The 13,133-nt window shown below is 72.0% G+C and carries 12 protein-coding genes; 8 read left to right on the top strand and 4 right to left on the bottom strand.

Annotated features, from left to right (window positions below):
* The first annotated feature begins 170 nt into the window (after window positions 1-170).
* From AC07DS_RS30050 to AC07DS_RS30020, 7 genes are all read left to right on the top strand, one after another.
* Window positions 171-1,253 carry a SchA/CurD-like domain-containing protein gene (locus tag AC07DS_RS30050; protein WP_479150303.1) on the top strand — a complete coding sequence of 361 codons (1,083 nt, stop codon included), beginning with the start codon at window positions 171-173 and terminating at the stop codon, window positions 1,251-1,253.
* A 92-nt stretch (window positions 1,254-1,345) separates the two neighbouring features.
* A complete protein-coding gene (locus AC07DS_RS30045; RefSeq protein WP_479150520.1) occupies window positions 1,346-1,783 on the top strand; it encodes a cupin domain-containing protein in 438 nt (145 codons plus the stop codon).
* Window positions 1,780-3,060 carry a beta-ketoacyl-[acyl-carrier-protein] synthase family protein gene (locus AC07DS_RS30040; RefSeq protein WP_479150301.1) on the top strand — a complete coding sequence of 427 codons (1,281 nt, stop codon included), beginning with the start codon at window positions 1,780-1,782 and terminating at the stop codon, window positions 3,058-3,060. The genes AC07DS_RS30045 and AC07DS_RS30040 overlap by 4 nt, the downstream gene beginning before the upstream one ends.
* Window positions 3,057-4,304: a ketosynthase chain-length factor gene (locus tag AC07DS_RS30035; protein WP_479150300.1), complete on the top strand. Its 1,248-nt coding sequence runs from the start codon at window positions 3,057-3,059 to the stop codon at window positions 4,302-4,304. Before AC07DS_RS30040 ends, AC07DS_RS30035 begins: the two co-directional genes overlap by 4 nt.
* A gap of 18 nt (window positions 4,305-4,322) precedes the next feature.
* A complete protein-coding gene (locus AC07DS_RS30030) occupies window positions 4,323-4,580 on the top strand; it encodes an acyl carrier protein (protein ID WP_145875969.1) in 258 nt (85 codons plus the stop codon).
* 1 nt (window position 4,581) lies between these two features.
* A complete protein-coding gene (locus AC07DS_RS30025; RefSeq protein ID WP_145875971.1) occupies window positions 4,582-5,061 on the top strand; it encodes an SRPBCC family protein in 480 nt (159 codons plus the stop codon).
* A gap of 22 nt (window positions 5,062-5,083) precedes the next feature.
* Window positions 5,084-5,407, top strand: coding sequence for a TcmI family type II polyketide cyclase (locus tag AC07DS_RS30020; protein ID WP_145875972.1), 324 nt, complete (start codon window positions 5,084-5,086; stop codon window positions 5,405-5,407).
* Window positions 5,408-5,521: 114 nt separating this feature from the next.
* On the opposite strand, the gene AC07DS_RS30015 is transcribed toward AC07DS_RS30020, so the two are convergent.
* The 3 genes from AC07DS_RS30015 to AC07DS_RS30005 are packed head-to-tail and all read right to left on the bottom strand — an operon-like array spanning window position 5,522 to window position 8,631.
* Entirely contained in the window at window positions 5,522-6,550 is a 1,029-nt protein-coding gene (locus AC07DS_RS30015; protein ID WP_479150297.1) for a methyltransferase, read from the bottom strand.
* A gap of 57 nt (window positions 6,551-6,607) precedes the next feature.
* Window positions 6,608-7,678, bottom strand: a complete 1,071-nt coding sequence (locus AC07DS_RS30010; RefSeq protein ID WP_479150296.1) for a right-handed parallel beta-helix repeat-containing protein — start codon at window positions 7,676-7,678, stop codon at window positions 6,608-6,610.
* Window positions 7,679-7,737: 59 nt separating this feature from the next.
* The gene (locus AC07DS_RS30005) at window positions 7,738-8,631 is read right to left on the bottom strand and encodes an aminoglycoside phosphotransferase family protein (protein WP_479150295.1); all 894 of its coding nucleotides are present in this window, start codon (window positions 8,629-8,631) and stop codon (window positions 7,738-7,740) included.
* Window positions 8,632-8,692: 61 nt separating this feature from the next.
* Between AC07DS_RS30005 and AC07DS_RS30000 the strand changes: the two genes are divergently transcribed.
* Window positions 8,693-9,349, top strand: coding sequence for a rhomboid-like protein (locus AC07DS_RS30000; RefSeq protein WP_479150518.1), 657 nt, complete (start codon window positions 8,693-8,695; stop codon window positions 9,347-9,349).
* A 16-nt stretch (window positions 9,350-9,365) separates the two neighbouring features.
* Here AC07DS_RS30000 and AC07DS_RS29995 read toward each other — a convergent pair whose 3' ends face one another.
* A complete protein-coding gene (locus AC07DS_RS29995; RefSeq protein WP_479150294.1) occupies window positions 9,366-13,076 on the bottom strand; it encodes a CHAT domain-containing protein in 3,711 nt (1,236 codons plus the stop codon).
* Window positions 13,077-13,133: the final 57 nt, after the last annotated feature.

The raw sequence follows: 13,133 nt of genomic DNA, 5'->3' as shown, positions 1-13,133 counted from the left end.
TGGGCGCCTGTGAGTTCTCATGCCCGGTGGCACCCGCTCCGCGTGCCCAATCACCCACGTGGTTCATACGAGTCGCGGGGTGGTGGGGACCGGCACAGGATCAAGGAACGCTGCCGTCGCGTCACTCGCGGCCGGCGACGCCTCTGCCCCGCGAAGGAGATGTGTGCAGGATGACCACGACGTCTGAACGTCTTTCAGAAAAGCTGACACGCGAGGTCTCGAAGCGTGTGTCCCAGTCCGTGTTCGACGGCTCCCGGCTCCGGGTCGTCCTCCTGGTCGACGTCTACGACGGCGCACAGCAGCAGTTCCTCGAGGCGTACGAGAAGCTGTGCAAGCAGGTTGCCTCGGTGCCCGGCCATGTCAGCGACCAACTCTGCCAGTCCATCGAGAATCCCTCCCAATGGCTCATCACAAGTGAGTGGGAGAGTGCCCCGCCGTTCCTCACCTGGGTGAACAGCGAGGAGCACGTGCGGATGGTGCAGCCGCTGCACAGCTGTGTCCGGGACACCCGGTCGCTGCGCTTCCACATCGTGCGGGAGACCAGCGGCGCCGCGCAGACGCAGTCGGCGGAGCGCCGGCTGCAGGCTCACCCGCGCATCGGCGACGGCGTGATCCGGCACGCGCTGACCTTCACGGTCAAGCCGGGCAGCGAGAAGAAGGTCGCGAAGATCCTCGCCGACTACGCCTCGCCCGAGGCGCGGGTGGACGACACGACCCGGCTGTGCCGGACCTCGCTGTTCATGCACGGCAACCGGGTGGTGCGGGCCATCGAGGTGCGCGGCGACCTGCTCGCGGCGCTCCGGCACGTGGCCATGCAGCCGGAGGTGCGGGCCGTCGAGGAGGCGATCAACCCGTACCTGGAGCAGGAGCGCGACCTCAACGACCAGGAATCGGCCCGGATGTTCTTCACCCGGGCGGCGCTGCCGGCCGTGCACCACGTGGGCACGGAGGACCAGTCGGAGGGCAGGCGGCAGGCCCTGTGCTACCCGGCCCGGTCCGGTCACGGGATGCGGCTGGCCGAGCTGATCGCGCAGGCCGACTCCGTGGCCACGGAGGACGCGGCGAGTCCCGTGCTGCGCAGCACGGTCTTCCAGCGGGACGACGTGGTCGTGCGCCTGGTCGACATGCGCGGCGACCAGGAGGCCGAGGTGCTGCCGCGGGAGCCCCGGATGGCCGCCGAGGTGCGTGAGCTGCTCGCCGCCGAGGTCGCCCGTATGGACCTGATCACCGACCGTCGCTCGCCGGGCGCCTGATCCGGCGGCCGGGTCTTCCCCAACCGCCGAGCCCCGACGCTACGGCACATCCAACGGAGGCAACGTTGTCCGTCAAACCCCGTCCGAAAATCGTGGACCTCAGTGAGGTCGAGCCCAACGTCCGGCGAGGTGGCGACCTGCGCGCCATGCTGACCCCGGCCACGGTCGGCTCCACCAGCGGCTTCATGGGCGTGGCCATCGTGCAGCCCGGTGACCGCATCGGGGAGCACTACCACCCGTACTCCGAGGAGTTCGTCTACGTCGTCTGCGGGCAGCTGGAGGTGGACCTCGACGGTGAGCCGCACGCGCTGCGACCCGAGCAGGGCCTGATGATCCCGGCCCACATGCGGCACCGGTTCCGCAACGTCGGCAAGGTGGAGGCGCGGATGGTCTTCCACCTCGGTCCGCTGGCGCCCAGGCCTCAGCTGGGCCATGTCGACACCGAGGAGACGGAGGTCATCGGGGCCGCCGCGGTGATCACCGAGGCAGGTGCCGCGCACGCGGCCGACCGGGGCCGGGTTCGGTCATGACCCGGCGCGTGGCGGTCACTGGCATAGGCATCGTTGCTCCGGGCGGCATCGGCGTACCGGCATTCTGGGATCTGCTTGCCGACGGCCGGACCGCGACGCGGGGCATAACCTTCTTCGACCCCTCGGGGCTCAGGTCGCAGATCGCGGCAGAGTGCGACTTCGACCCGGCGGCGCACGGCCTGGACGCGGACCAGGCCGTGCGGGCGGACCGGTACATCCAGTTCGCCCTCGTCGCCGGGGAGGAGGCGGTCCGGGACTCGGGTCTCGACCTGGCCCGGGTGGATCCCTGGCGGGTCGGGGTCTCGCTGGGCACCGCGGTCGGCGGCACCACCCGCCTGGAGCACGACTACGTCCTGGTCAGCCACCGAGGGCAGCGCTGGGACGTCGACGACCGCGAGGCGGAGCCGCATCTGCACCGGGCGTTCTCGCCCAGCACGGTGGCCTCCGCGGTGGCGGAACGTTTCGGCGCCCAGGGTCCGGTGCAGACCGTCTCCACCGGCTGCACCTCGGGACTGGACGCGGTCGGGTACGCCTTCCACACCGTCGAGGAGGGCCGGGCCGACATCTGCATAGCGGGCGCGTCGGACTCGCCGATCTCCCCGATCACCATGGCGTGCTTCGACGCGATCAAGGCCACGTCCCCGAACAACGACGACCCGGCACACGCCTCCCGGCCCTTCGACAACAACCGTGACGGGTTCGTCATGGGCGAGGGCGGTGCGGTGCTCGTCCTGGAGGAGCTGGAACACGCGCGGGCCCGTGGCGCGCACGTGTACTGCGAACTGGGCGGCTACGCCACCTTCGGCAACGCCTACCACATGACCGGACTGACCAGCGAGGGCCTGGAGATGGCCCGGGCGATCGACACGGCGCTCGACCACGCCCGGCTCGACCCCACGGCGATCGACTACGTCAACGCGCACGGCTCCGGCACCCGGCAGAACGACCGCCATGAGACGGCGGCCGTGAAGCGGGCGCTCGGCCACCACGCCTACGACACCCCCATGAGCTCCATCAAGTCGATGGTGGGGCACTCCCTCGGGGCGATCGGGGCGATCGAGGTGGTCGCGTGCGTGCTGGCCCTGGCCAAGCAGGTCGTACCCCCTACCGCGAACTACGAGACCCCCGACCCCGAGTGCGACCTGGACTACGTCCCGCGTGTCGCCCGCGAACGGAAGCTGACCAGCGTCCTGTCCGTGGGCAGCGGGTTCGGAGGTTTCCAGTCCGCGGTGGTCCTGACCCGGACGAGGGACCGGACTAGGGAGAGGACAAGATGAGCGAACCGCATGACCGGCGCGCGGCCGTCACCGGCATCGGGGTGGTCGCGCCCAACGGCACCAGCACCGACACCTTCTGGAAGGCCACCCAGGGGGGTCTCAGCGCCCTCGACCGCATCACCCGCGAGGGCTGTGAGCACCTTCCGCTGAAGGTGGCCGGCGAGGTCCGCGCCTTCGATCCGGCAGTGACGATCGAGGAGCGGTTCCTCGTCCAGACCGACCGGTTCACGCACTTCGCCATGGCCGCGGCCGACTTCGCACTGGAAGACGCCCGGCTCGGGCAGGCCGACACCTCCGGGGAGCCCTACTCCATCGGTGTGGTCACCGCTGCCGGGTCCGGCGGCGGTGAGTTCGGCCAGCGCGAGCTGCAGCAGCTGTGGGGCAAGGGCAGCCGGTTCGTCGGCCCGTACCAGTCCATCGCCTGGTTCTACGCCGCGAGCACGGGACAGATCTCCATCCGCCGGGGGTTCAAGGGCCCCTGCTCGGTCGTCGCCTCCGACGAGGCCGGCGGTCTGGACGCCCTCGCGCACGCGGCGCGGGCGGTGCGGCGCGGCACCGACGTGATCGTGGCCGGCTCCACCGAGGCGCCACTGGCGCCGTACTCGATGGTCTGCCAGCTCGGTTACGAGGAGCTGAGCCGTGAGGAGGACCCGACCCGCGCCTACCGCCCGTTCACGGACGCCGCCTGCGGCTTCGTGCCGGCGGAGGGCGGCGCCATGCTCGTGGTCGAGGCGGAGCGGTCCGCCCGCGAGCGCGGCGCGGACATCCGGGCCTTCGTCGCCGGGCATGCGGCCACCTTCACCGGTGCCTCCCGCTGGGCCGACTCCCAGGACGGCCTGGCCCATGCCGTCCGGCAGGCCCTGGACGAGGCCGGCTGCGCGCCCGAGGAGGTCGACGTCGTCTTCGCCGACGCCCTCGGGGTGCCGGAGGCGGACCGGGCCGAGGCGCTCGCGCTCGCCGACGCCCTCGGCGCGCACGGCACCCGGGTGCCGGTCACGGCGCCGAAGACCGGCATCGGCCGGGGTTACTGCGCGGCGCCCGTGCTGGACGCCGCGGCGGCCGTGCTCGCGATGGAGCACGGGCTGATCCCGCCGACGCCGAACGTCTTCGACGTCTGCCACGACCTCGACCTCGTGACCGGCCGTGCCCGCGTCGCCGAGCTGCGTACGGCGCTGGTGCTCAGCCGGGGACTCATGGGGTCGAACTCGGCGCTCGTGCTCCGGCACGGCGCCGTGAACGCCTAGCAGTACAGGAGGAATCGCATGACCGCACAGATCACCGTGGAAGAACTGTCCGCGCTGATGAAGAAGGCCGCCGGAGTCACTGTGGCCCCGGACATGCTGCTGGAGCGCGGCGAGTCCGGGTTCGACGCCCTCGGCGTCGACTCGCTCGGCCTGCTCGGCATCGTCGGCGAGCTGGAGAACACGCACGGCACCCCGATGCCGCCCGACGCGGAGCGCTGCAAGACGCCCCGGCAGTTCCTCGACCTCGTCAACAGCACTCTGATGGCAGGAGCCTGAGATGGCAGGACACACGCAGAACGAGATCACCATCGCCGCGCCGCTGGACCTGGTCTGGGACATGACCAACGACCTGGAGCGCTGGCCCCAGCTGTTCAGCGAGTACGCGTCCGTCGACGTCCTCTCCCGCGAGGGGAAGAAGACGACGTTCCGGCTGACCATGCACCCGGACGACAACGGCGTCGTCTGGAGCTGGGTCTCCGAGCGCGAGCCCGACCGCGACACCCTCACCGTCAAGGCCCGCCGCGTCGAGACCGGCCCCTTCGCCCACATGGACATCCACTGGCGCTACGAGGAGGTCCCGGCCGGTACCCGGATGGTCTGGACGCAGGACTTCGCGATGAAGCCCGACGCCCCGGTCGACGACGAGTGGATGACCGACAACATCAACCGGAACTCCAAGGTCCAGATGGCCCTCATCCGGGACAAGATCGAGAAGGCCGCCGTCGGACACCGTCCCGCGCCGGCCCTGGCCGACTGAGCCGGAAGGAGGAACAGGCCCCATGCACCAGGCCCTGATCGTCGCCCGGATGGCCCCGGGCTCCGCACCCGGCATCGCCAAGGTGTTCGAGGAGTCCGACCGCGGAGAACTGCCCCACCTCGTCGGTGTGGTGCGGCGCAGCCTCTTCCAGTTCGGCGATGTGTACATGCACCTCATCGAGTCCGAGCGCGAGCCGGGACCGGCCATCGCCAAGGTGACGAACCACCCCGAGTTCCGTGACGTCAGCGACCGCCTGCAGGCGTACGTCAGCGCGTACGACCCGGAGACCTGGAGGTCCCCCAAGGACGCGATGGCACACCGCTTCTACGTCTGGGAGCGCGACTGAGCCGTACGGTCCGTCCGGACGGCCACCGGCCGCCGGGCCCGCAGCGTCGCGGGCCCGGCGGCCGGTGCTCTGTGTCCTGCGTGTGCTCCGTGTCCTGCGGGTCCGGGTGTCCCGTCACCCGGGCACGTGGCAGTCGAACGCGTGCAGATACGGGTTGACCGGCCGGATGTCCTCCACCTTCAGGCCCGCCGAGCTCAGCCTGCTCACCATGGAGTCGGTGGTGTGCTTGGCCCCGCCGACGTTGAGGAGCAGCAGCAGGTCCATGCCGGTGCTGAAACGCATCGAGGGGGTGTCGTCCACCAGGTTCTCGATGACGACGACCCGGGTGCCGGGGCCGCCCGCCTCGACGACGTTGCGCAGCGTCCGGGCCGTGCTCTCGTCGTCCCACTCCAGGATGTTCTTGATGATGTAGACGTCGGCCTGGACCGGGATCGCCTCCCGGACGTCGCCGGGCACGATCCGCGCGCGGTGGGCGAGATCGCCGCCCTCGCGCAGCCGCGGCAGGGCGTTCTCCACCACCCGGGGCAGGTCGAGCAGACTGCCGCGCATCTCCGGGTACTTGTCCAGCAGGCACGCCACCACGTGCCCCTGGCCGCCGCCGATGTCCGCGACGGACCTGCTGCCCGACAGGTCGAGCAGGGCCGCCACCTCCCGCGCCGACTGCTCGCTGGAGCGGGTCATCGCGCGGTTGAAGACGTCCGCGGACTCGGGGGCGTCCTCGTTGAGGTAGGTGAAGAACTCCTTGCCGTAGAGGTCCTCCACGACGTTCGTGCCGGTGCGCACGGCCTCGTCCAGCTTGGGCCAGGCGTCCCAGGTCCAGGGCTCGGTGCACCACAGGGCGATGGCGCGCAGGCTGTTCGGGTCGTCCTCGCGCAGCAGCCGGGACGTCTCAGTGTGCGTGAACGTGCCGTCCGGCTGCTCGGCGAAGACGCCGTAGCAGGACAGGGCGCGCAGCAGCCGGCGCAGCGGCTTCGGTTCGGTCTTCACCGCGGCCGCGAGGTCCTCGACGGCCATCGGCGCGTTGTCGAGGGCGTCGGCGACGCCCAGCCGGGCCGTCGCCCGGACGGCGGCGGCACAGGCCGCGCCGAACACGAGTTCGCGCAGCCGCATGGGTGGCGGTGGGGCTGTTTCAGCGGACGTCATGTGCCGCCCTCTCTCTCTTCGGTGTTCGTCGGTCCAGCGGGAGCGGTGCGGGCGCAGTCAGCACAGGCCGGCGGGCCTGGAGGCCCGGCAGGCGTTGTGCTGGAAGGAGTTGCCCTTGCCGGTGTCGGTGTTGACCAGGTCCGCCGGGGAGTTGTTCGTGAGCATGTTGTCGCTGACCCGGTTCTTGTCGCCGGTGACGCCCACGAAGCTCTTGAACAGCACGATGCCGCCCGACAGCGGGGACTTGCCCGAGTGGTCGGTGACCAGGTTCCCGGTGACCGAGACCTGCTCGGTGCCGGTCAGGACGATGCCGGAGCCCTGGAGGGCGGGCAGCCGCTCGGTCTTCGGGCAGGACTTGTTGTTCCTGACGACGCGGTTGGCGGTCACTTCCAGGGCGCCGGCCTTGGGCTTGTTCTCGTCGCCGACGACGAACACCCCGGCGCAGTTGCCGGTGATGTGGTTCTCCGCAACGGTGAGGTTGCGCAGCCTGCGCACGGTGACGCCGATCCGGTTGTTCGCGAGGCGGTTGCGGGCGACCAGCGTCTGCCCGGCGTCGTAGGCGCCCGCCTCCTCCGTGACGGTGTTGGCGAGGAACAGGCCCGCGTCGCCGTTGTCGTGGGCGTAGTTGAACAGGAGCTGCCCGTGCACGGACCGCTCCTGGGCGATGCCCCACACGCCGTTCTTGTAGGCGTGCACCCGGCGGACGGTCATGGTGTCCGTCGCCATGCCGAACACACCGGCCCGGCTGAAGCCGGTCACGGCCAGGTCCTCGACGGTGACGCCCTTGACGTTCGTGGTCTTGGTGCCCACCACACAGATGCCGTACCCGCCCTTGGTGCAGTTGGTGGCGGCCTTCTTCGAGGTCTTCCCGTCGACGGGCTCGATCACCGTTCCCGGGCCCACACCCCGCAGGGTCAGCCCGGGCGTCCTGATCTTGACGCTCTCGTGGTAGGTGCCGCCGAGCACGAGCACGGTGTCTCCGGCCCCCGCGGCGTCCACCGCCTTCTGGATGGACTCGCCCGGGTGGACCAGCAGGGTTTTGTGGGCGGCCGAGGCGGGGGCCGTACCCAGTCCCGCGCCGACGAGGGCCGCGGTGCAGGCGAGATATGCGATGTGACATCTCTTCATATCGCGAACGGTATGACCGTTTAATCCCATAAAGGCCTGATGGGCCATCCGGCGGCGTGTCAGCCGCCGCGCAGCTCCCGCCCGATCTCCAGCTGCACGCCCTCCAGCGGCCGGCCGGCCTCTGTCTCCCAGAGACAGTTCTGCAGTACCCGCCCCAGCGACCACGCCCGGGCCCGCTCCCGGTCCAGGCCCAGCGCGTCCGTCAGCGCGTCGAAACGCCAGCGGGTCCCGGCGGGGTCGTACCGGTTGCAGATCGCGGGCAGCAGTTCGAAGCCGGGGTCCCCGGCCAGCGGCTTCGGGTCGATGGCCAGCCACGGTGCCCGGCCGGCGGCCAGTACGTTCTCGTAGTGCAGGTCCCAGTGCAGCAGCCGGTCGCCGGGCTCGGCGGCCACCTCACGCACCGCGGCCGCGCAGTCCGCGACCAGACGGCGGTCCGCCGGGTCCGGAATCCGGCCGAGCGCCTGGGGCGCCCGGTCCAGCATCGCCCGCGCGACATCGCCCAGTCGGCGCAGTCCCGCGGGGGCCGGCACGGACGTCAGCCGGGCCAGCAGCCCGGCGACGACCAGGACCGCCTCGCGCGGGTCCGGCACAGCGGTCAGCATGCGGCTCTCGTCCAGCCGCTCCAGCAGCAGCGTGCCGGTCGGCTCGTCGTGCTCCAGCAGCCGTACGGCCCCGTCGCCGTCCCACGTCCGCAGGGCCACCGCCTCGCCCGCGCTCTCCTCGTCGAGCAGCTGCAGCTTGAGCGCCGCCCCGCTGCCGTCGGCCCGGACGACCGGCAGGACCAGCGCGGCCACCCCGTTCATCGCGGGTCCGTCGACCCGCAGCTCCCAGCGTCCGAGGAATTCCCCGGCCCGCCGCGGCAGGTCCGCGACGAACGCGCGCCCCGCCTCCCCGTTGAATTTCTCCTGAGAAGCGGCCAGCTCGCCAGGCACCTCGATCACCTTGCCGACCATACTGACGTGTGTGAACCGGGTCATCCGATTTCGACGGGGGCTCCGGGCGGCCGCGGCCTACATCCGCCGCGCCCCGGGGCCGGTGGCCTATGTCCGCAGTGCCCCGGGCACCTATGTCTGGCTGCTGATCCTGTTCGTCACCACCGTCGCCCTGCACCACATGTCGCCGGACTTCGAGGAGGACTTCCTGCGGCAGCGGTCGACCAACATCCACGAGCTGTCGCGGAACCCGGTCCGGGTGCTGATCACCAGTGCGATGTGGATCGACAGCGGGCACTGGCTGCCGTACGCGGTCCTGTACACCGTCTTCCACGCCCAGGCCGAACGCTGGCTCGGCACCCTGCGCTGGCTCGCGGTGTGCGTGGCCGCCCACGTGTTCGCCACGCTGATCAGCGAGCTGGCCCTGCTGAATGCGATCCACGACGGCATGGCCCCGCACTCCGCGGTCAACACCCTGGACATCGGCGTGAGTTACGCCTTGGCGGGCGTGGTGGCGGTGCTCACCTACCGGATCGCGGCGCCCTGGCGGTACCTGTACCTGGCGGTCGTGCTCGCGGTCTACACGGTCCCGCTCGCCACCAGCCGCACCTTCACCGACTTCGGGCACTTCCTGTCCGTGCTGATCGGTCTCGCGTGCTATCCGCTGGTCAGAGGCCGCGGCAGAGCATGGAACCCGAAGGAGACCCTGTCCGCGCTGCGGAGCGTCACCACCGGTTGACGGGTACGGCCGCCCCTCACCCCGTCGCCGCGGACGCCGGGTTGCCCTGGTGGGTGAAGGCAGCCCAGTGGTGCAGACGGTGCAGGTCGGGCCGGGTGGCCTCACGGCGGAGGAGGCCGTCGAGGGTGTGCGGGACCTTGCGGTGCGGGTTGAGCATCCACAGCTGGGCGGCGCGCAGCGCATCGGGCGGGGCCAGTCCGCCGGCGGTGAGGTGGTGGTGGAAGACGGCCATCATCACGGCGGTGGCACTGTCCCGCACGGCCCAGCGGGACCCCACGACATCGGCGGCGCCGCCCGTGACCAGCGCGGTGGCGAGGGTCAGCGCCTCGTCGTGGTGGCGCGTGCTCAGGTCGGTCTCACAGGCGCTGAGCACGACCAGCGGACCCGCGGTGTCCGGTCGGCGGCCGTACGCGCCGTCGAGGATGCCGGCCACGGTGAGCCGGCCGGCGTCCTCGCCCGCACCGGGCGGCCCGGCCAGCCACAGTGCGGAGTCGGTGGGGCGCGGTGCGGCGACGGCATGGCAGGACAGATGGACCACGGACGCCGGTGCCGCGCCGCCGGCCAGCACGGCGAGCAGCTCCTCCGGCGTGCCCGCGGCGTCCGGCGGCTCGTCCGTGGTGACGAACTCGCCGTAGCGGAGCGCGTCCGGGTAGCAGCCGGCCCGCAGCGCGGCCGTCTCCACCTCGGCCCACGGCAGGGTCAGCTCCGGGTCGGCGACGAGCACCTGCCGGCCGGTGGCCGGGGGCATCCGCCGCCGGGCTGCCGAGACGAGGAAGTGGGTGCCGGACGGGGCGTAGCTGAGCACGGCCTCCTGGCAGGCGTACCGGTGACCGTGCTCGCCCAGACCCCGCATGCGCGCGGCGTGCCAGGGCACGACACCGAGCGGGCCGCAGGGCACCAGCACGATCCGCGGCAGCCGGGCGTACGGCCCCAGGGCCGCCGACAGCGGGCGTACAGCCGCGAGCACCGGACCCATCACCGCCTTCCAGGCCCAGTCGCACAGGTCGCCCAGCGCGGCCTGCCAATGCCCGTCCCAGGCCGCCTGCCACGAGGCGTGCAGGTCCGGGTCGGCGAGCGCCCGGGAGCGCTTCGCCGCGGCGTCGAGGTAGCGCTCCAGCGGCGGGCTGCCCGGGGCCTTCATCTCCGGCAGCGGAAGGATGAAGGGAGCGGCGCCCGGGCGCAGGATCAGCGCGTGGCCGAGCCAGGGGCCGTTGGACAGGGGCGCACCGGGCACCAGGTAGACCAGCGCGTCTGTGCCCGTGGCGGCCAGACCGTCCGTCAACTGGGCCACGTCCGCGGCGCCCACCAGCTGCCGGGTGCCCTCCCCTGCACCGGGGCGGACGCCCAGCACGGACAGCGCCCTGCGCCGCAGCGCGCCCGGGATCGGCGGGCCGTCGGCCGACGAGGACGGCGCGTCGCCGGTCCGGGACCGCAGCGGGTCCGTGGGGACCTGGGCGCGCCACTGCCGGGCCAGTGCGGACTGGCCGGCGTCGTCGAGCAGCTCGGGGATGCTCCGGGCGGTGGAGGCGGCCTGCAGCACCAGGGCGCGCCCCATCTCCAGATCGGCCACCGCGTCGGCCGCCCGGCTCAGTCGGAAGTCGACGAACGCCAGCCGCCGTGTCAGCAGGGCCGCGTTGAGGGCCGCCGACAGGCCGTGGTCGGCGCCGAGTTGGAGCAGGACGTCGGCGGCCAGTTCGGCCAGCGCCTCACGGGTGATCCGCACGAACGCCAGCAGGTCGTCGGCGGCGTGCGCGCCGGGCCGGGCGGAGCGCATGGAGTGGGCCTCGGCCAGAATCCTCAGGAGGTCCACCCGTCGGTGTGCGCCACGCCCTTCGGCGAGCAGTGCGCGGACACGGGTCAGCTCGGTGATGGCCTCGTCCAGCAGCGCCGGGTCTTTCTCACCCTGCCTAACGGCGAAATACAGCCGCAGGCCGAGATGGGCGCGCCGGTCGTACTCCTGCTCGTGGTACGCCTCCGGTTCGTCCAGCGACCGGCGGATCTCGGCGATGTCGCGTTCCAGGAACGCTCGCGCGTCGACAGGGTCTGCCGTCTTGGCCGCTCCAGGTGCCTCGCCGTCGTCGGCCCGCCGCGCGTCCGCGCGTAGCTTGTCGATCCGGCTCAGCCGCTCCGCCACCTTGTCGCGCCACTCGCTGTCCGCAGGCAGGGCGGCGTGCTGGCCACGGAGCTCCTCGCTCAGGCGCGGCAGCGCCTCGTGGTCTCCGGTGCGCTCCGCGCGCCGCAACTCGCCGTCGGCGCGAGAGAGCGTGAAGTCGAGGGCCAGCGGTGCGTCGGGCGGCAGGGAGCCCTCGCCTTCCAGGGTGGCGCCCAGCCCGCGCATGGCGGCCAGGGAGACGTCGGAGTCATGGAAGATGCCGCCGCGCGAGGCGGCATCGTCCACGATCTCGGCCAACTCCACCCGCAGGGCCGTGGCCCACCACGAGTCCGCGGGGCTCGCGTCGAGCGCCTCCTTGAGCAGGGCGGCGGCGTCCTCCAGGTAACCGGGATCGCCGGTTCGCTGGGCCAGGAAACGGTCGTTCACGGCCGCGGAGCGCCGCTCGCGAATGCCGAGGTGGGAGACGAAGTCCTGCAGATGGCTGTCGAGATGGTCGAAGAAGCCGGGCTCCACGGGGAGGCTGATCGGCCACTCGCCGAGGCGGTCGCCGTCGTCGTCCGGTTCCGGCGTGGGCCGCTCCACCGTGCCGAAGTCGACCGAACCGGGCTCCCTGAACTCCACTATGACGAGCAGGTAGGCGTGAAGCCTGGCGACCCGTGCCCGCTCGGGTGTGTCCGGCGGCAACGCGCGCAGCGCCTGCAGCACCAGGTCGGCGGCGCGGCGGATGCCGTCGGTGCCGGCTGCCCGGCCGGCGTCGGCCTGGCGCAGCAGCGCCGCGGCTTCCGGGTCCACCAGGTCCTCGCCGTGGCCGGTTCGCCCGTCGCTCTTGGGATGCAACTTGGTGTTCAGCCAGACCAGCACGCGGGTGAACTGCGGCGTGCTGCGTGAGCCGGCCAGGGCCACCAGGCCGCGGACGGCGTCGAGCAGCGCGTCCTCGGGGGCGACGGCCGCACCCGTGGTGTCCGCGTCGGTGGTCGCCACCGCCGTCTCCGCCGTCGTGCCGGGGGAAGCCCAGCCAGGGGTGAGTATCAGCTCGAGGTCCCGCTTGACGCTCGCGGTCCGCTGCTGGAGTTCCGGGTCGAGCGGGGCCGCGGCGATGCGGCCGACCACCTCCAGGGCCTCCGTGATGTCCCGGCGCAACGACTCGGTCAGCACCCGTTCGTCGGCGGCGGAGAGCAGCGCCACCTGAAGGGCGGTGCGGGTGCCGTCGGCGCGGGGCAGCATCCAGGGCAGGAGCAGGAAGACCAGCATCATGCGGGCCTGCACCACGAGCAGGTTGTCCAGCGGCCCCTTGTCCGCCCACCGCAGGCGCCCTAGTGCCTCCGTTCGTTCGCTGGAACCGGACGAGGCGCTCTCGTCCCTGCTCAGGCAACGCGCACCGAGCACGAGGCCCAGGTGGATGACGACGACAGGGAGGAATTCCTCCTCGTGCCGCTCGGCCAGCGCGGCCTCCGCGCGGGCCAGCCGCTCGCCCACCGGCCCCAACGTCTCGGCGGGAGGCCGGCGTTCCGGGCCGTCCAGCAGCCGCCGTGCCTCCCGGACGGCGTCCTCCGCCTCCTTCCGCAGCTCCGCCGCACCTCCGCCGTCGTCGTCCCGCCGAACCTCGCTGCCCATCGGCTCCCCCGCCGTGCGCGTGCCTCGCCCCGTAGGACCCACTTCCACTCAGTCTCC

Source organism: Streptomyces sp. NPDC044064, from assembly GCF_056434245.1.
The sequence above is the reverse complement of the archived record's forward strand: the minus strand, read 5'-3'. Positions and strand labels throughout refer to the sequence as shown.